Genomic DNA, 19,499 nt, shown 5'->3' on the forward strand with positions numbered 1-19,499 from the left:
GTCGGTAATCTCTGATGCAACGTTAAAACATCATATAGAGCCACATTTCAAGTATACCTTTTGAGTATATAATTATGCCTTTGATCTCCTGACTTTAGTGCCATAAATGCGCTACACTGCCCGTAGACAGTCATCACCTGGGATGGGAATTGACCATGCTACACGCCAAGGATACACGGCTATTTAAACCTCGTCTGGAACAACATAAAGATATTCAGGACTTGCTGGATCATATCCAGTTTGATGCCAAACATGGTCAAATCTGGTTTGAAGAAAACCGTATGCTGCTATTACATACCAGCATCATGGGTTATCTGCGTAAAGACCTCTATCAAATGCTCGGACACGAGCGTACCAAACATTTTTTTATTCGCTGCGGCTATCAGGCCGGTATGAAAGATGCCGAAATTACCAGCAAACTACGTCCTAACATGACCGCTGAAGAAGCCTTTATGGCTGGTCCGCAGATGCACGGCATTCGAGGTATGGTACAGGTGGAAGTCAACACCTTGAAGCTGTGTCATGAAACTGGCAGCTTTTATGCCGATTTTAACTGGCTGCATTCTTTTGAATCTGAAGTGCATTTAAATGAGTTTGGCACTTCTGATGAGCCTGCCTGCTGGATGCTACTCGGCTATGCCTGTGGTTATAGCAGCTTTGTCATGGGCCAGACCATCATCTATCAGGAAACCAAATGCACTGCCAAAGGTGATGAGCATTGCCAGATTATCGGCAAACCGTTGACCACCTGGGAGAATGCTGATGAGCTAATTCGCTTTATGTCGCCTGATCCTGTAGCTGACCAAATTATTGCTTTACAGGCAGAATTGAAAACCTTAAAGCAGAATATCTATACCTCTTCAGAATCTGACTACACCATGTTTAATTCTGTAGGTGAATCGACTGCTTACAGACAAGTATGTGAACTACTAAAAAAGTCGGCAGGCAGTAAGGTAGTAGTGCTGTTACAGGGTGAAACAGGCGTTGGTAAAGAAGCGTTTGCTCGTGGTATCCACCAGGCCAGTCAGCGCAAACATGCGGCATTTGTGGCAGTCAACTGCGCCAGCATTCCGCCCGATCTCATCGAAGCTGAACTGTTCGGGGTAGAAAAAGGTGCCTATACCGGTGCGACCCAATCACGTATGGGCAAATTTGAACGTGCGCATGGCGGTACCATTTTTCTGGATGAAGTGATTGAGCTATCACCTCGGGCGCAAGCTGCACTACTACGCATTTTGCAGGAAGGTGAGTTTGAACGTGTCGGTGATTATCAGACCCGCCGTATTGATGTACGGGTGGTGGCTGCTACTAATGAGGACTTATTTGATGCCGTACAACAGGGGCGTTTTCGTGCGGACTTATTCTACCGACTTAATATTTTTCCTGTGATGATTCCGCCGCTACGTGAACGCCGTGATGATATCCCACTATTGGTCAAACACTTTCTTAAACGCTTTGAAAGTATCTATGATAAGACCATTAAAGGACTGAGTGATAAGGCGTTGAGCTACCTGATGAGCCATGACTGGCCGGGCAATATTCGTGAACTGGAAAATCTTCTGGAACGTGCCACCTTGCTCACTGAGCATCAACAGGAAATCAAGCTAAGTAACCTCATACCGCAGTACCAACTGAATCAGGAACAAAACCTGGATGTCAATACCGTGACTGCCGCCAACCAACAACATATGATTGAGCAACTACTGGATCAAAACTTTTCTCTTGAGCAATTTGAACAAGATATGATTCAAACAGCTTTATCACGTAGCCAGAATAATGTATCCGAAGCCGCACGGCTACTTGGTATTAGTCGAGCCACGCTGGATTATCGTTTAAAGAAATATACCCTGATATGAGGATTCAAGTATGAACCTAAACTTATATAACCTAAACAAGCAATAGACTTAAAAAGGAAGAGGACTAGAGCCATGAGTTAAGTTACCACACCAAACTCATAACTCTAGTCCTTATGATTGATAGTACCCAATTATTCTGTGCCATTGATGAGTTTTTCAGAAATTTGAATCAACTTACTAAAAATTTCTTAAACAAAGACCTCAGCGCTTAAGAATCCGAAACACACAACTGTGCATTTCCGAAATTATATTCATTACGATTTGGTATAAATTTTCTCATTTCAATAATTCCAAGGCATTCTTTACAGCTTTAAAACACCATAACTATCCTCTATTTGAGCATCTTCCATGTTATCAGTGAATAGTTCATCTTATTCAATTACATCAACTCGCATTCAGACTATCTTCTGAATACTCGTGATTTATCAATATGCTAATTTAAGTAACAACCTAAAAAAGCCTGCAATCATCAGTAAACTAAATAAACCACCGGGCCACAACCAAGTAAAGCATTGTTTTTTGTTAAATTTTAATAGCTATATTCTTTTAGTGATAACCATCACCTGTTCTAAATTTATCCCGAAATACCCAATAGGACATGGCAGTATATGCAACCATTTCCATTCCAGTACGGCCAAAAAACTTGCTAGGCCAATCGAAATGGCTGGGAAAATGATATGGAATGAAACTGTGAAAGTAAACTGTATTCTTGCGAGTTCTAAAGCCGTCAGCCCTAAATTCATAAGACCTCCTTACTTAAACAAATAATGCGGAAAAAATTAAATAGACAGCAATAACCGTAACCGCTGTGGCAAATATTTTTTGTACCGTTTGTACTGGAATCAAGGTGATGATACAACGTCCGATTAACATGCCAATAACACACGCCAAGACAAAACTAAATGTGACTTCAAGAGGGTAGTGAAACCCGTCTAATACATGAATCGAGATACTTAAACCACCTATTAAAAAAATAATCATTAGTGATGTGGCAACAATACTGTACATGTCTAAATTGGTGATTTTGCGTAGTGCAGGCACAATTACAAAACCGCCACCAACACCCAGTAACCCTGTCAATAAACCTGCTATCACGCCCAGTCCACCCAGTATTGAGGCAGTTTTAATATTCCAGATAAAACGCCCTGTCGAGGGACTGACCTTACAAGGGGGATTTTCAAAATCATTGACTTTATTAAAGAAAATACGATAAGCCACAATCAGCATCACTACTGCGAAAACCAGTGTTAGCCAGATTGGTTCAACAATATGAGATAGGTGTACACCATAGCGTGCAGATGGAATACTAATTAAGGCAATCCAGATAGCAGCTCGATAACGGACTATCTTGTTAAATAAGCCCTGAACGGTACCAATCAGGGCTGCCAAAGTAATGGCAAATAACCCAACTGGTGCAGCCTGTGCCACTGTCCAGCCTTGACTTGCCATCAGTGCAGGAACGGCCAGAATCCCGCCACCAGCTCCTGTCAAGCCAAGCAAGCAACCAATCGCTAAACCCTCTATGACTAGTAAAAACATACCGTGAACCGCCTTTTATCTCATACCGAATCATTTTTTAAAGGCAAAAAAACCCCACAACCATCTTCCAGAAAAGATAGGTTATTGATGTATAAAATGATTTAGTCAGTCTTGAATTTAGGTTTAACCAACCATTCATGCCCTTTAAGCATACCGTCCCAGTAAATAGGCGGTAAAATTTGTTCCTTTAATAGCCATGCCATACGAGATGGTCTTTCTCCATCTAGAAACCATTTAGGGAAACTCGGTAACAGTTTGCCGCCATAGCCAAATTCAGCCAGTACAATTTTGCCTCGCTCTACGGTGAGTGGGCATGAACCATAACCGTCATAATGAGCAAATTGTTCGCTGCCTTTTAGATATTGCAGCACGTTAACCGCAACAATCGGTGCTTGTTTCCGTGCGGCTGCGGCAGTTTTGGCATTTGGGGCATTCATCACATCACCCAAAGCAAAAATATCAGGATATTTGGGGTTGCTATGCTGTAAGGTATCTTGATTGACATCCAACCAACCTGCGGCATCGACTAAAGAACTGGCACGAATAAAGTCAGGCGCTTGCTGTGGTGGTACAACATGCAACATATCAAATTCTGTTGCCATGATCGATTTGCTTTCACCTGTTGTGACCTGAAACCATGCCCGTTTTTGCTGACCATCAACCTTAATGAGTTGATGATTAAAATTGAGATTGATACCGTATTGTGCAACGTATTCCATCAATGCAGGCACATAGGCGGCCACGCCAAATAACACTGCACCTGTATTATAGAAATCAATCTGAATATCTTTCAGTACACTCTGTTTCTGCCAGTGATCTGCCGATAAATACATGGCTTTTTGTGGCGCACCGGCACATTTAATGGGCATGGGTGGCTGGGTAAATAAAGCTTTACCTTTATTCAGATTCTGTACAAGTTGCCATGTATAAGGAGCAAGGTCATAACGGTAATTTGATGTGACACCATTTTTCCCCAGTGTCTCCACCAATCCCTCTATACCATGCCAATTGAGTTTTAGTCCTGAACAAATCACCAGAGCATTATAACTTAGAGGTTTACACCCTTCTAAAATCACCTGTTTATTTTCAGGGTCAAAAGCAGCAACGGCATGCTGAATCCATTTGACTTTTTGTGGGATTAATTTACGCATCTGACGTGCAGTTTTTTCTGGTGAAAAAATACCACCGCCCACCATCGTCCAACCAGGTTGATAATAATGGATATCGGCAGGGTCAATGATGGCAATATCCAAATCAGCCTGACGTGATAATAGGCTTGCAGCAACGGAAATTCCTGCTGCTCCTGCACCAACAATCACCACCGTATATTTTCCAGTACTACTTTGTGGATTTGCCTGTTTTAACACACGGGGAACAATACCCTGTAAGTTATAACCCAACGTTTTTGCAGTGAGTAAAGTCTGTTCAAGATTCTGCTCACGTCCTTGCGATAATGCCCAGAGTGTAATTGAGCGTGTACCTGTGCGGCAAAATGCCAATAACGGTTTTTTGGCATTTTGATACATCATTCTAAATGCCTGTGCCTGCTCATCCGTTACCTGACCACTGGTGACAGGCAAATATTCAACGGTTATGCCCTGTTGTTCTGCTGCCTGTTGAATTTCGATAATATTGGGCTGATCTGCTCCCTCGCCATCAGGTCGATTACATATAATGGTTTTGACTCCTTGTACTGCAATCGCTCTCACATCCTGTGCGGTAATCTGTTCCGAAACTAGAAACTCAGCATTGAGCTGTTTAAGTTGCATGACATTATCTCCTTATTTGCCACAGGCTTTATTGGCAGGTAAAGCAATATCAATTTTCTTTGGATAAGGTAAATTTAGCTTCTGCATAATGTCGATAAATTCCTGTTTGCTTCGTCCATTGCCTAAACGTGCATTATGTAAACGTTCTTGTCCAACTGTTGAAGACAGTCCGCCGTTGTAATCATGGCCTGGGTAAACAATAGTTTCATCGGGCAAAGAAAAAATTTGTTGATGAATACTGTCATATAAGGTTGCAGCATTACCCTCCTGAAAATCAGTGCGACCACAGCCATCTATCAGTAAGGCATCACCTGTAAATACCATGCCCTCGACCACATAACTGGTACAGGCATTGGTATGCCCAGGGGTATAACGGGCTTCAACTAAAATATCGCCAATCCGAATTGCACTTTTATCAGTGATAAAAATATCACCACATGCTACCCCAGAATTGCGATGTAACACCGTTTTACAACCGAATTTTTCCCTTAACTGATTGGCAGCCGTCACATGGTCAGCATGAACATGGGTATCTAAGCTATATGCCAAAGTTAAGTTCTTTACTGCCAATAGCTGGGCATAATGTTCAATCTCGGAAACCACAGGGTCAATCAATACAGCTTCCCGTGTATCCTCACAGGCTAATAAATAGGTATATGTCGAACTTTCCTTTTCAAAAAATTGATGAAATATCATAGGTATTTTTCTCGAATCAAATCAGCTTATATTCTAATTTTGCAAATACAATGCCAATTTTATCTTTTAATTTTATATACAGTAAAATCAATTAAATATATTCGTTTTACTTATCCTGGTATTTCAATCAACTTATTTTTGTTTCATAATTTGTTTCAAATGTTGCAACAAATGAAATAATACATGAAACACCAGCCACAAAAAATCGAATGCAGCCCTATACAACTAGAATTAAGTCAAAAATTTCATAGTTGCTCCAAAGAAATGCGGCATATGTATTCAATTATTGAAAAAGTAGCGGTGACTGAATTTCCTGTCTTGGTTCGTGGAGAATCTGGTAGCGGTAAAGAGTTGGTTGCCCAAGCCATCCACCATTACAGTCAGCGTAAGAATGAGGTTTTTATTGCCATTAACTGTGCTGCACTCAATGCCAATATTCTGGAAAGTGAACTGTTTGGACATGTTAAAGGGGCATTTACAGGGGCAATTAGAGAACATAAAGGCGTATTTGAACGTGCGGCAGGTGGCACATTATTTTTAGATGAAATTGCCGAAATTCCACTGGAATTACAAGCCAAGTTATTGCGTATTCTGGAAACAGGTGAATTTACCCCAATGGGTGGGGAAAAATCTATTAAATCTGATGTGCGTATTATTACCGCAACCCATCGGGCACTAAGAGAAGAAGCTCGACTGGGGCATTTTCGACAGGATTTACTCTATCGCTTACGGGTGATTCCGATTTTTATCCCCCCTTTACGTGAGCGTAAACAGGATATTCCTCTCATTGCCGAGGCAATTTTAAAAGAACAGCAAGACAGTGTAAAAACCAGCCCTAGACTTACACAGCAGGCGATCAACGTATTGACAAATTATGACTGGCCTGGCAATGTACGAGAACTTAAAAATACGCTGCTCTATGCACTTACCATGGCAAATGGGCAATCCCATATTGACGTCACAGACTTACCAGATGAAATCAGTCATACCCAGTACCACAGTGACTATATCACCTCATTAAAGCAATCCCCACAAAGAGGAAAGTTAAAAAAAGACACCGTGCAAAAGATGTTATTCAAATATCAGTATGATTTCACCCTAACAGCTCAAGCACTGGGTATCAGCAGAACTACATTATGGCGCTATCGCAAGTTATTTAATTTATCCTGAAAATTGACCATTTATCATTATAAAAAATGGTCAATTTCATCTAAGATTATAATGTTATGCAGCGCGTTATTATTGTGAAGTATAAGAGCCATCAACAGTATATTGACTACCTGTCACAAAAGAAGCTTCATCAGATAACAGAAATGCCACTACTTGAGCAACTTCTTCTGGTTTACCCAAACGACCAATTGGATGAAGTTTCACTAATTCTGATTCCTCAAATTCTCCAATTAATGGGGTTTGTATATACCCAGGATGAACTGAATTAATACGTATACCTTGATCAGCATACTCCAATGACGCGGTCTTTGTCAGACCAGTCACACCATGCTTAGCTGCAACATATCCTGAAATATTTTTTGTCCCGACCAAACCTAAGATAGATGCGGTATTAACAATTGCACCACCGCCTAATTTAAGCATTGCTGGAATCTGATAATGTAGTCCATAGAAAACAGCATTCAAATTAATATCTATCACTCTGCGCCAAGCCTCTATACTCAGCTCAGCAATCGGATTGACTTCACCTAAAATACCCGCATTATTAAATGCAGAGCCCCAAAGCTTTCCACCGCAAACTCAACAGCTTATTTCATTTCCTTTGGATGAGATGTATCTGTTTTATTCGCAACAGCATGACCGCCAGCAGCCATAGTTTCAGCTGCGACTTTCTCAGCCGCATCAAAATTAATATCTGAAACAACAACTTTTGCCCCTTGCTCAGCAAGAAGCAGCACTGTGCTTCGCCCAATGCCCGAACCTGCACCTGTAACTAAAGCCACTTTATTATTAAAACGTGTTGACATCTTAAACCTCTCTTCTTTATAAAATGAGCATATTAGCCATACTCGCGCTTGAACCGTTTTATGTCCTACTTCTTCACTTGAATTGCAAATTGAATTACATGGTATTTTCCGTTATGTAACTTGCCTTCGTAACGTTCCTGCTCTCCCACATAAAAATGATAGAAATGATCATTTTTAAATACCGAAAAAATCAACATTGGGTCGTATAAATAATTGATATCTTTAGGACCACCAGTTTGATAATGGATTTGCTCTTTGAAATAAAACTCTCCAATAAACCAACCATTGTCTGTCAATGATTGACGAATCCCAGTGAGTACCTTAAATTGCGTATTTTCATCAAAATGCCCATACACACACATCACATTTTGATAACGTTCTCTTGGTCATTCGACATCACTGAGATCAATATTTCTAAGTGTAAAATCAAATCCAGCGTCTTGAGCTTTTGCAGACAAGTGTTGCAAAGCAACTTTTGAATAATCCCATATTTCTGCCGAAATTGAATCATTTTGCTGTCTTGCTTTATCCGCCAAATAAAGGATATTCCGCCCTTCACCCTCTGCGATAGCAAGAGTTTTTCCCACAATTGGAACCTGATCTGCTATCTGTTGAATAAAATGATTGGGCGAAATGCCATACAGATCCTGTGTTTGCGAATAAAGGCTATGCCAATGCTGATTCAGATCGCTTTCCAATGATCGAAAAAATTAGGCTGTGAATTCTTTAAATGCTTCCAATGCATTCGCTGCATACATCAATGAGGGACCGCCCCCCATATAAACTGCAACCCCAAGCACTTCTTCCAATTCTTGTAATGTCATCCCCATTTTGACTAGGGTTCTGACATGAAAACCTATGCATCCATCACATCGTGCTGCAACACCAATAGCTAAAGCAATCAATTCCTTAGTTTTAGGATCAATAACACCTTCACGCATTGCAACTTGTGACAATTGATTAAAACTTTTCATTAAATCAGGAGAATCCTGCGCTAATGTCTTTAAGTTTCCTGAAATATTTTGAGTTAATTCTTTGTACTTCATGATTTTCTCACTTGAATGTCCATAAACTTAGATTAGACTTAAAATAGAAATCTAGTTATTTCTCTACTGGATAACCCTGCTCTAGCCATGCTTGGAATCCACCCTGAACAGATTTCACCTGAGTAAAACCCATATTCTGTAAAGTATCTGTAGCCAGAGCTGATCGGCCACCCGTCCCACAAATCAAATAAATCGGCTGATCCTTCAAATGCTCAAGCGCTTGGGCAGTATCACAGTGATGACTGGCGAACGGGTGCTGATGAATACGCATTTCTAAAACCCCACGTGGATAGTTCACAGCGCGATCAATAGCCGCTGCTTGAAACTCTTCGGGCTCGCGCACATCGATGAGAATTGTTTTATGGTTTTTCATGGCTTCAAATAAGTCTGCGACAGTCACTTCTTGAATTCGGTTTTTTGCCATTGAAATTAATTGCTCTGCTGTTTTCATTACCCTTCACCTCTTCCGATCTATAAAAATCTGGTCTCTGATTAAATATTCATATCTTTAAAATACAGTTTTAAAATTTGGCCCTAAGCGACTAAAAAGCCTGCAATGATCATCATCAGAGGGCTTGCATTTAGTTCAATTTCTGGCTGAACAAATAATCTATAAATAAACGGTGTGATAATTAAACCAGATAAAAACCAAATTTCTGATGTTTTAAAAATTATTTGCGGGTTTAAAACTTGCCCAATAAGTCCGCTAATACCTGCGATACGACCATGTACGAAAAGGTAACCAACCACAGCAACACCAAGCAATAATCCACCTAAAAATGAAATGAGATAGTCATACATGGACATTAATATTATATAATAATGTATTTTATATTTTTATATAATATTAATGTCTATTCAAGCATTCGCTTTATTTCTTTGTATAGTTAGATCATGAAAAAATACATACAAGTTAAGGCTATGATGTTATTTTACCAGTCCTGCATCTTTTTTTAAAGTTTGAGTCTGTATGCAATCAACTTCTTTTCAAAAATTATCTCGTTCAACTTTATTATTTCCACTGGCATTAGTGGTCTTCGAATTTGCAGTCTATATTTGTAATGATTTAATTCAGCCTGCGATGTTGAGCATTACACAGGATTTTGGTGTAAGTTCGACATGGGCACCTTCCTCTATGTCTTTTTACTTATTGGGCGGTGCCTGTATTGCATGGTTACTCGGTCCTTTATCAGATCGTTTAGGGCGTAAACGTGTGTTACTGGCAGGGGTCATGTTTTTTACCATTTGCTGCCTGCTCATTTTACTTACGCAGAATATACAGCAGTTTCTGACTTTACGCTTATTGCAGGGAATGGGATTATCGGTAATTAGTGCTGTGGGCTATGCTGCCATTCAGGAAATTTTTACCGAACGTGATGCGATTAAAGTCATGGCATTGATGGCTAATATTTCTCTTTTAGCACCTTTGCTTGGTCCTATATTGGGTGCATTTTTAATTGATTATGTTTCTTGGCATTGGGGGTTTGTAGCGATTGCCAGTTTATCATTTTTAAGCTGGTTTGGTCTAAAAAGCAAAATGCCTGAACAGCAACAAAAACCGATAAAACAACCTTTTATCTATTTATTTAAGGATTTTAAAAAAATATATTTTGATCGGAATTTTTTGGGATTAACCCTTGCTTTACCAATCATTGCCGTGCCTTTAATGCTTTGGGTTGCTTTATCCCCAGTCATATTGGTTAAGGCATTGGGTTTTAGCAGTATGCAATATGGTTTGGCGCAGTTCCCGATCTTCTTTGCCCTTATTGCGGGTAATATTGTCTTGCTTAAGGTGATTGATCGCTTTCCTTTAGGAAAAACTGCGTTAATTGGTGTGCCGATCATGTTCTTGGGGGCATTGTTTCTGCTCTTTGGTGCGATCTCGAATATTTATTTGGTGCCTTGTTTATTGATCGGTATGACATTGATTAGTTTTGGAGAAGGCTTTAGTTTTTCGGTCATGTATCGTTTTGCCTTGATGTCTTCCAATATCAGTAAAGGTACGGTGGCCGCAGCAGTTTCCATGTTCTTAATGTTTAGCTTTTTTATTATCATCGAATTGGTACGGGTGTTATATATGCATTTTCATATCCCTGCTTTTGCATGGGCATGTTTTTGCTTGATCGGATTATGGTTTATTTGTCCTCAAGTGATGTTAAAACGTATCATGCAACAGCGTTTAAATGCGAAGCAATTTTAGTTTTGATTTTTAAATACTCATTATTAATGATAAAAAGAAGATCATAATTGATAGACAGGCATAGTGAAATATACGCAGCAACACGTTTCATCAAGAAATCATTCGAGCAGTTTGGCATGATGAACAAATAGCTGCTGGTTATCTCACGAGGTGGAGCAAGTACAAAAATTCATCTTGCAATTAAGGCGAATGGATATCTGATTAATTCTAAAGTCGCTGGCTAAAGTTCCCCCCAGTCAAACACAGACCAACCGATCCAACTAACTAGTTCATCATGCAAATTACTGGGTTGCTGATAAAGGCTATAATTCGGAGTGAATAAGGGAATGGGCTTGACAGCAGAAAATGATTCCCGTTACTTAGACAAATTAAGACATTTGGTTAAAAATGCATTTGCAAGCTTAAAACACTCTCGGATTATCGCCGCTTGATTAGACAAATGAGCTCGTAGTTATCTCTATACTACATATGAAATATATTTTATTTGGTGTAATGCTAAATGAGAATGCATCCTAAAATCTCATACGTTGAATCCGAATTGCATTCATAATTGCCAATAAAGATACACCCACATCCGCAAATACAGCTTCCCACATCGTTGCAACCCCACCTGCGCCCAAAATCAAGACAATGGCCTTGACTGCGAATGCCAAAGTAATATTTTGCCAGACAATTTTTTTGGTCTGTTTTCCAATATGAATTGCAACTGGAATTTTTGATGGTTTATCATCTTGAATGACGATATCCGCAGTTTCAATCGTTGCATCACTGCCCAATCCACCCATTGCGATGCCAACATCGCTCAACGCCACGACTGGTGCATCATTGACACCATCTCCCACAAATGCCACAGTTTCGTTTCTGGCTTTAATATCCTTGACCTTTGCCACTTTATCTTCTGGTAACAAGTCACCAAAAGCATGATCAATACCCAATTGTCTAGCCACATGCTGCACAACGGTATTTTTATCCCCACTTAACATGGTGGTTTGGACATGTAATGCTTTTAGTTGGTCAATTGTACTTTGGGCATCGGCTTTGATTTCATCGGCAATCGTAATATATCCGACAAACTGATTGTCATAGGCAACTGCAATCGTAGTATAGATGATGGAGGCAGGGTCAATATCATAATCAACATCAAACTTTTTCATGAGTTTAAAATTGCCGACCAATAATATTTTATCTTCGACGGTCGCTTTTAAACCATGCCCTGCAATTTCTTCGGCTTCTTTCAATACAAAATCTAAAGTCAGTTCACCAACATGTTGATGAATCGCTGTCGCCACAGGATGAGTACTGAGTTTTTCTAAAGCACTGACCATTTGCAACATATGTGTTTGATCAATATTTCTATTAAATACCACGTCCTGTACTTTAAATACACCTTCTGTCATGGTGCCTGTTTTATCCATCACTACATTCTGAATATTGGCCAAAGTGTCTAAAAAGCTACTGCCCTTGACCAAAATACCGTTACGACTTGCTGCACCAATCCCACCAAAATACCCTAGCGGAATCGAAATCACCAATGCACATGGACATGAAATTACGAGGAAAACCAGCGCACGATATAACCATTCACTAAATTGATAATTCTGGACAAAGAAATATGGCAGCAAACTAATTGCGATTGCCAAGAGCACCACGATCGGCGTATAAATTCGGGCAAATTTACGAATAAATAATTCCGTCGGTGCTTTTTGCGTAGTGGCATTTTGCACCATTTCTAGAATTTTACTGAGTTTACTATCGCTATAAGCCGTCGTGACTTCAATTTCTGTCACAGTATTTAGGTTTATCATACCGGCCAATACAGCATCACCTTGATATTTGGTATCAGGTTTACTTTCACCGGTTAAAGCAGCCGTGTTAAAAGCGCCATTTTTCGAACGTAAAATCCCATCCAGACCAACTTTTTCACCCACTTTAAGCTGTAAAAGATCACCAATTTGTGCCTGTGCTGCGGGAATTGTCTGCACCTTGCCATCTTGAATTCGATTAACCTGATCAGGACGTTGATCAAGTAAAGCCTTGATATTATTTTGCGCACGAGAAACTGCGATGGTTTGAAAGATTTCGCCTACCGCATAAAACAACATCACAGCAACAGCTTCAGGATATTCGCCAATTGCAAAGGCGCCAACAGTAGCAATACCCATCAATAAAAATTCTGAAAAAACATCACCGTTTTGGATACTCTCTACAGCTTCCTTAAGCACTGGCAATCCAACTGGCAAATACGCCACAATATAAAACATGCTACGGATCCAGCCACTAAACCAAGTAGGCTGCACAAAATGATCTAGAATTAATGAGGTGGCCAGTAAAATAAATGAAACTAACACAGGTAAAAATAATTTAAATACACCACCGTCTTGTTGTAATTCATGATGATGCCCATGTGCATCACCATCTTCGCAGTGTGGCGATGGTTTTTTGAAGTCGACTTCGGGTTCACAACAACAGTTCTGCTTCTTCTCGTGTTCGTGATGCTGGTGCATTTCTATACCTTATCCTTGAATCCATCCTACTGTCATATGTAGAACAATGGACTCATCTATATTTGTTCATTAAATAAATATAAAGCAAGTAGCGGAAATCCCGGCCAACCATAATGACTCAATCTGTTTCAATCCATACTCGTGACTAAAACAGATTGACTTCTGTCGTTTATGTTGCTTTTTTTGCTTTAGATTGATTCATCCAGCGATAGATCACAGGCAATAGAATCAATGTCAACAATGTTGACGATATAATCCCGCCAATCACCACCGTTGCAAGTGGACGTTGGACTTCTGAACCTGTCCCTGTTGCCAATGCCATCGGTACAAAACCAAACGAGGCCACACACGCAGTCATTAACACTGGACGTAAACGTAAAATTGCACCTTGCCAGGTTGCATAATGCAAATCATAACGTTCACGTAATTCTTTAATAAAGGTCAACATCACCAAACCATTTAATACCGCCACACCTGATAAGGCAATAAAGCCAACGCCTGCCGACATCGAAAGCGGAATATCACGTAGCCATAACGCCAGCAAACCACCTGACAGCGCAAACGGCACACCACTAAATACCAAGATACTGTCCTTAAAGCGATGAAATACCGCCATCAATAAGCTGAAAATCATGATCAACGCCAAAGGAATCACAATTTGCATGCGTGCTTTGGCCGATGCCAGATTTTCAAATTGACCGCCATATCCGAGCCAATAACCGCTTGGCAAACTTTGCTGTGCCAAAGTGTCCTGCATCTCGGCAACAAAAGAACCTAAATCACGATCACGTACATTTGCCGAAACAACGACACGACGTTTACCATCTTCACGACTGACCTGATTTAGACCCAAGATAGTGTCAACCGTGGCAATATCTTGTAGTTGAATTAAACCACCATTCGGCAATTGAACCGGTAACATCGCCAATTGTTGCGGATTACGCATGTCATCACTTAAACGAATGACAAAATCAAAACGGCGATCCCCTTGTAGGATTTGCCCAACACTTTGTCCACCGATACTTGCTGCAACCAGATCCTGAACGTCGCGTACCGATATGCCATATTGTGCTGCCAAGGCATGATTGACATCGACATTCAACAACGGTAAACCATCAGTTTGTTCGATTTTAACCTCGCTGGCACCGGGAATCGAACGTAATGTTTGCGCAATTTTTTCCGCTTCCTGATTGAGGACCTGTACATCATCACCAAAAATCTTGACGCCGACATCACTACGAATACCCGAAATTAATTCGTTGAAGCGCAGTTCAATCGGCTGAGAAAACTCGCTGTTATTGCCGGGAATGATATTGACGAATGCCAACATGCGACTGCGCAACTGGTCGATGGTTTCTTTTGGATTAGGCCACTCTGCCCGAGGTTTAAGCAAAACCACACCATCCGAAATATTCGGTGGCATCACATCGGTTGCCACTTCGGCCGTGCCTGTCCGGGCAAATACGGCTTTAATTTCCGGAAAAGCTTGAAGTAGCTGTTTTTCTACACTTTCCTGAATACGTAATGATTCCTCAATCCCTGTACTGGGTGCACGCATCAACTGTATGGCAAAATCCCCTTCACTTAAGGTCGGTGAAAATTCGCTGCCTATGCGGGTGCTGAGCAATCCTGTCAGAATCAAAATACCCAGAGCAATCGACACCACTAGATATTTAGAGGCATAGGCCCAGTCCAGCACATGTGCATAGCCAGTTTTGAGCTTTTGCATCCAGCGACTTTCTTTTTCCTTCACTTCTCCTGTGACAAATAATGCCACAGCCGCAGGTACAAACGTGACGGATAAAATGATTGCACCAAGCAATGCCAAAACCACTGCAATGGCCATCGGATGGAATAATTTTGCCTCGACACCGGATAACGCAAAAATCGGTAAATACACCACCATAATGATGATCTGACCAAAAATCAGTGGGCGACGTGCCTGTTTTGCTGCCAAAAACACTTCGCTAAAGCGTTCGGAGCGTGTCAGGATACGTCCTTTGTGTTGTTGTGCCTCCGCCAAGCGTCGAATACAGTTTTCAACAATCACCACTGCACCATCGATGATAATCCCGAAATCAAGTGCTCCTAGACTCATCAAATTTGCACTGACTTTTTGTTCTGCCATACCCGCCAGCGTAAACAGCATAGATAACGGAATAATGCATGCCGTAATCAAGGCAGCACGAAAGTTACCCAAAAACATAAACAGAATAATAATAACCAGAATCGCCCCTTCGATCAGATTTTTTGCCACGGTTTTGATGGCTTTATCGACCAGATCACTACGGTTATAAACCATTTCAATCTCTACGCCTTTGGGTAAAGTTTTCTGAATTTCTTTAACTTTCACATCAATGGCGTGTGCAACAGTTTTACTGTTTTCACCCATCATCATCATGGCGATCCCAAGGACTGTTTCTTCACCATTATAGGTTGCACCACCAGTACGCAAATCATGTCCTATCGACACCTGAGCCACATCTGCCACACGAATTGGCAGACCATTTTTGGTCGTGACATTAACATTTTCAATGTCTTGTATTGAATTTAACGTACCCGGTACACGCACGGTAAGCTGCTGACCATTTTCCTCGATAAAGCCTGCGCCACGGTTTTCATTATTATTGCTCAGAACCTCCTGCAAGCTTGACAATGGAATTTGTAATTGCTGCAAATGATTTAAATCAGGCGCAACCACAAAGGTTTTATTATAGCCACCAATACTATTGACTTCGGCCACACCTTTGACCCGCTGTAACTGCGGACGCACTATCCAATCCTGAATTTCACGTAAATCCATTGCAGTATAGGCTGTACCATCTGCTTTTTTGGCATTCGGCTGTGCTTTAATCACCCATTGGTAGATCTCACCCAAGCCTGTGGAAATAGGCGACATTTGTGGTTCAATCGCATCAGGCAATTCGCTTTTAGCCTCCTGCAAACGCTGACTAATCAGTTGTCTTGCCCAATATATATCTGTGCCATCTTTAAAAATAATGGTCACTTGCGACAAACCATAACGGGAAATTGAACGCGTTTGTTCTAAATTGGGCATACCCGACATGGCATTTTCAATCGGATAGGTAATGCGCTGTTCAACTTCCAAGGCAGTAAAGCCATTGGCCTGACTGTTAATTTGCACTTGAACATTGGTAATATCCGGCACTGCATCAATCGCCAGATTTTTATAAGCACAAATCCCGACACCAATCCAGGCCACCACAAACAACATCACCCAAATGGCATTCTGAATGGAGAACTGAATCAGTCGATCGAATAAGCCTTCGGCTGGAGGCAGATTGAGCTGTTCTTTAGTGTCCATGTTCAGCTTCCCCTTTTTCCATTTCAGACTTCATCAGGAAACTGCCTTGGCTGATATAACGCTGGTTTTCGGTCAATCCGGATTTAATTTCTACCCATTGCCCATCACTGGAATAATCACCTAAAACCACAGCGGTTGGCGTCACATGAATCTTGTCCTGTTCTTGCTGTGCCACAAAAACCACTGGTTTACCATCAATGTCCTGAATTGCCTGCTTATTGACACGCAATACCGATGCAGATGTGCCACGATTTAGCGCAACATTCACCATGAGGTTTGGACGTAATTCCTGTGCAGGTGTAATCACCTTGGCACGTACCACCAAACGACCCGTTAGCGCATCTGCTTCGGTCGTTAATGCCTGTACAACAGCTTTAAACTGATTGTTGCTTTGTAAGGATTTAAACTGAATTTCCTGATTTGGCATGACATTCATTTGAGCATCATTGGGTAAAGTAAATTCCAGCCAAAGTTGATCAAGCTGATCAATCACAAATAATTGTTTATCTGAACTGACTTGCTCACCGACCACAATGTCTTTACTACTGATCACACCGCCAAGTGGTGCAGTCAATACATATCGTCCATTGCTGCCACTTGATGCACCCAGTGCATTTAAACGACTTCTTGCTGCCTGTACCTGAATTTGTGCTTGACGATAAGCATTATAAGCACGTTGATAATCTTGACGTGCCGAAATTCCCTGCTCATACAATTGTTTTTCACGTTGATAATCTTGTTGTGCCAAAGTCAAACTTTCTTGGGCAATACTTAAATTGGCTTGCTGATCAACCAGATCGGGAATAAACAAAGTTGCTAAAGCCTGCCCTTGTTTTACCGTCTGTCCCAATGCTACAGATACGCGATCAACACGACCTGCAAACGTAGAGGTGACATGCGCTTGTTGATCGCTATTTGCAACCAGTCTGGCCGGAAATGAAGCTGTTTGTACAACTGTACCCCTCTCCGTTGTCGCAAGTTTCACCCCAAATTCAAGCAATTGTTTGGCAGAAAATTCAAATTCACTCTCTTCGCCATGTCCTTCCTCCGCATGCCCTTCTTCAGCGTGACTGTCCGCGCCTTCCATATGTCCAGCCTCGCCATGTTCATGTTCCGCAGATACGCCTTTGTCTTTGCTTGATACAATCCATGTGCCCAAAACTGCGACCACAACAATAACCAATGCCACCCAGAACCATTGCGATTTTTTTTGATGATCTGACATTATTCTGCTCCTAGCACGGTATTAAGTTGTTGCGTGGTTTGCCATAAATTTTGGTTGATTTGCATGATGGCATCAGGTGAGGTAATTACACTTGAGTCAATACCGAAAGCTAAGCTTTTAGCGTCGAATGATGTTTGCCATGCTCGTTTGAGTATCTGTATCTTATTTAAGCGTTGTTGCTGCAATTGCTGACTCGCTTGTTGCACATCAGTAATTGAATATTTCCCGACCTTAAAACCCAGTAAGGTTTTTTGATAAACCTCTTCTGATAAGGGAATTTGCTGATCATTGATCAAATCGTATTGCTGCTTTAGACCTGTCAATTCGGTGAGCAAGGTATCAAGTTGTGCCTGATTCTGTGTTTGATAAAAGCTTTTTTGCTTATCCAACAATGCCTGTTTTGCTGTAATAATGTGCTGTGAATATTGATTACGATTAAACATATTCATTGGAATTTCCACACCCAGTATCATTTGGTTTTCACGCTCACTGACACCAGCAGTTTGACTACGTGCCACACCTAAAGACACAGTCGGATTCGGACGATTGACAACTTTTAAATATTGCGCTTGGGCCTCTTGACGCTGTTGCTGCAATGCCAGATTTTGTTGATAAAAGTTATTAGCTTGGGCATCTTGTACAAATTGTAAAGTATCGTAGGGCCAACTTTTTTGCACAAAATTTACATCAAAATTGCTTTGCGTTGCGCCCCATAAATTTGCCAATTGTTTTTTAGCAATATTTAATGCCAGTTCAATTTGCTGGGTAGCCCGTTGATTTTCAATATGTGTCACGAGGACACGATCTTGGTCTAATTTTGAGATACTGCCTGCCTGATAACGTAATTTTGCCGCATCAAGTGTGGCTTGACTGGTTGCCAATTGGCTTTGACTCAGCTTCAACTCTTCTTGCTGCAATGCGATCTGTGACCATAGATATTCAACAGCAAGGGCAATTTCTGCTGCATATAAGGTCTTGGCAATCTTAATCTGTGACATTTCAACCTGTGCAAGTTGTTTTAAGGCACGGCGTTGTCCGAACACATCGAGTTGCTGACTCACACGCATCTCAAGTTCACGATCCTGATTGCCACCAAAACCTTGTTGTGTAACTGATACACTAGGATTTGCCCACAATTGACTTTGCTTAAGCCGAGCACTGGCAATCTCTTGTTGTGTCGCAAAACTATCAACTTGCTGTTGGTAGACAATCACCTTTTCCAGCGTTTGCTGAAAGTTTAAAGATGTATTTGCCCACAACCCTGAAGAAAAACCCAGCCCTGACATTGCAAGTATAATATTCGCTTGCAGCATGAGCGATAAACTGCGCGAACGATGCACAAAGGCATTCTTTTTAAACATTA

General features: G+C 41.0%; 16 protein-coding genes and 3 pseudogenes. 4 read left to right on the forward strand and 15 right to left on the reverse strand.

All coding sequences use genetic code 11. The annotated features are described in order from the left end of the window. Positions 1–155: 155 nt before the first annotated feature. Positions 156–1,856, forward strand: a complete 1,701-nt coding sequence (mobR, locus tag CAP51_RS13145) for a phenol degradation transcriptional regulator MobR (protein WP_087621223.1) — start codon at positions 156–158, stop codon at positions 1,854–1,856. Between the two features lie 113 nt (positions 1,857–1,969). Further along, a pseudogene (locus tag CAP51_RS17520) lies at positions 1,970–2,214 on the forward strand (IS982 family transposase); the annotation flags it as partial. Between the two features lie 253 nt (positions 2,215–2,467). Here the strand turns inward: CAP51_RS17520 and CAP51_RS17230 are convergent. From CAP51_RS17230 to CAP51_RS13170, 4 genes and pseudogenes are all read right to left on the reverse strand, one after another. Continuing rightward, positions 2,468–2,599 (reverse strand): annotated as a pseudogene (locus CAP51_RS17230) (cytochrome ubiquinol oxidase subunit I); the annotation flags it as partial. 13 nt (positions 2,600–2,612) lie between these two features. Then, a complete protein-coding gene (locus CAP51_RS13160) occupies positions 2,613–3,395 on the reverse strand; it encodes a sulfite exporter TauE/SafE family protein (RefSeq protein WP_087621225.1) in 783 nt (260 codons plus the stop codon). A 101-nt stretch (positions 3,396–3,496) separates the two neighbouring features. Next, complete coding sequence (locus CAP51_RS13165; protein WP_087621226.1) at positions 3,497–5,164, reverse strand: bifunctional protein tyrosine phosphatase family protein/NAD(P)/FAD-dependent oxidoreductase; 1,668 nt, start codon at positions 5,162–5,164, stop codon at positions 3,497–3,499. 12 nt (positions 5,165–5,176) lie between these two features. After that, the gene (locus CAP51_RS13170; protein ID WP_087621227.1) at positions 5,177–5,860 is read right to left on the reverse strand and encodes an MBL fold metallo-hydrolase; all 684 of its coding nucleotides are present in this window, start codon (positions 5,858–5,860) and stop codon (positions 5,177–5,179) included. A 183-nt stretch (positions 5,861–6,043) separates the two neighbouring features. On the opposite strand from CAP51_RS13170, the gene CAP51_RS13175 reads away from it, so the two are divergent. Then, positions 6,044–7,030 (forward strand): sigma-54 interaction domain-containing protein, encoded by a 987-nt coding sequence (locus CAP51_RS13175; protein WP_087621228.1) that lies wholly within the window; start codon positions 6,044–6,046, stop codon positions 7,028–7,030. Between the two features lie 69 nt (positions 7,031–7,099). Here CAP51_RS13175 and CAP51_RS17630 read toward each other — a convergent pair whose 3' ends face one another. From CAP51_RS17630 to CAP51_RS13200, 7 genes and pseudogenes are all read right to left on the reverse strand, one after another. Next, positions 7,100–7,564 carry an SDR family NAD(P)-dependent oxidoreductase gene (locus tag CAP51_RS17630; protein WP_342744257.1) on the reverse strand — a complete coding sequence of 155 codons (465 nt, stop codon included), beginning with the start codon at positions 7,562–7,564 and terminating at the stop codon, positions 7,100–7,102. A gap of 53 nt (positions 7,565–7,617) precedes the next feature. Further along, on the reverse strand, positions 7,618–7,836 hold the full coding sequence (locus CAP51_RS17635) for an SDR family NAD(P)-dependent oxidoreductase (RefSeq protein ID WP_281249280.1): 219 nt from the start codon (positions 7,834–7,836) through the stop codon (positions 7,618–7,620). Between the two features lie 65 nt (positions 7,837–7,901). Further along, positions 7,902–8,192: a hypothetical protein gene (locus CAP51_RS17525; RefSeq protein WP_245809163.1), complete on the reverse strand. Its 291-nt coding sequence runs from the start codon at positions 8,190–8,192 to the stop codon at positions 7,902–7,904. Positions 8,193–8,222: 30 nt separating this feature from the next. Then, positions 8,223–8,423, reverse strand: a complete 201-nt coding sequence (locus CAP51_RS17530) for a hypothetical protein (protein ID WP_245809164.1) — start codon at positions 8,421–8,423, stop codon at positions 8,223–8,225. A gap of 123 nt (positions 8,424–8,546) precedes the next feature. Beyond that, a complete protein-coding gene (locus CAP51_RS13190) occupies positions 8,547–8,882 on the reverse strand; it encodes a carboxymuconolactone decarboxylase family protein (RefSeq protein WP_087621229.1) in 336 nt (111 codons plus the stop codon). A 55-nt stretch (positions 8,883–8,937) separates the two neighbouring features. Then, positions 8,938–9,333, reverse strand: coding sequence for a rhodanese-like domain-containing protein (locus CAP51_RS13195; protein ID WP_087621230.1), 396 nt, complete (start codon positions 9,331–9,333; stop codon positions 8,938–8,940). A gap of 89 nt (positions 9,334–9,422) precedes the next feature. Continuing rightward, a pseudogene (locus CAP51_RS13200) lies at positions 9,423–9,683 on the reverse strand (YeeE/YedE family protein); the annotation flags it as partial. A gap of 169 nt (positions 9,684–9,852) precedes the next feature. Between CAP51_RS13200 and craA the strand changes: the two are divergent. Then, complete coding sequence (gene craA, locus CAP51_RS13205) at positions 9,853–11,082, forward strand: chloramphenicol efflux MFS transporter CraA (protein ID WP_087621231.1); 1,230 nt, start codon at positions 9,853–9,855, stop codon at positions 11,080–11,082. Positions 11,083–11,594: 512 nt separating this feature from the next. On the opposite strand, the gene CAP51_RS13210 is transcribed toward craA, so the two are convergent. The 4 genes from CAP51_RS13210 to CAP51_RS13225 form a co-directional block, all read right to left on the reverse strand. Further along, positions 11,595–13,586: a heavy metal translocating P-type ATPase gene (locus CAP51_RS13210; RefSeq protein WP_087621232.1), complete on the reverse strand. Its 1,992-nt coding sequence runs from the start codon at positions 13,584–13,586 to the stop codon at positions 11,595–11,597. 169 nt (positions 13,587–13,755) lie between these two features. Further along, positions 13,756–16,911 carry an efflux RND transporter permease subunit gene (locus CAP51_RS13215; RefSeq protein ID WP_087621233.1) on the reverse strand — a complete coding sequence of 1,052 codons (3,156 nt, stop codon included), beginning with the start codon at positions 16,909–16,911 and terminating at the stop codon, positions 13,756–13,758. Beyond that, complete coding sequence (locus tag CAP51_RS13220; protein ID WP_087621234.1) at positions 16,901–18,136, reverse strand: efflux RND transporter periplasmic adaptor subunit; 1,236 nt, start codon at positions 18,134–18,136, stop codon at positions 16,901–16,903. Before CAP51_RS13220 ends, CAP51_RS13215 begins: the two co-directional genes overlap by 11 nt. Then, a complete protein-coding gene (locus CAP51_RS13225; RefSeq protein ID WP_087621235.1) occupies positions 18,136–19,497 on the reverse strand; it encodes a TolC family protein in 1,362 nt (453 codons plus the stop codon). The genes CAP51_RS13220 and CAP51_RS13225 overlap by 1 nt, the downstream gene beginning before the upstream one ends. Between the last annotated feature and the right edge of the window lie 2 nt (positions 19,498–19,499).

The sequence above is a fragment of the Acinetobacter populi genome (assembly GCF_002174125.1).
In the GTDB taxonomy this organism is placed as follows: domain Bacteria; phylum Pseudomonadota; class Gammaproteobacteria; order Pseudomonadales; family Moraxellaceae; genus Acinetobacter; species Acinetobacter populi.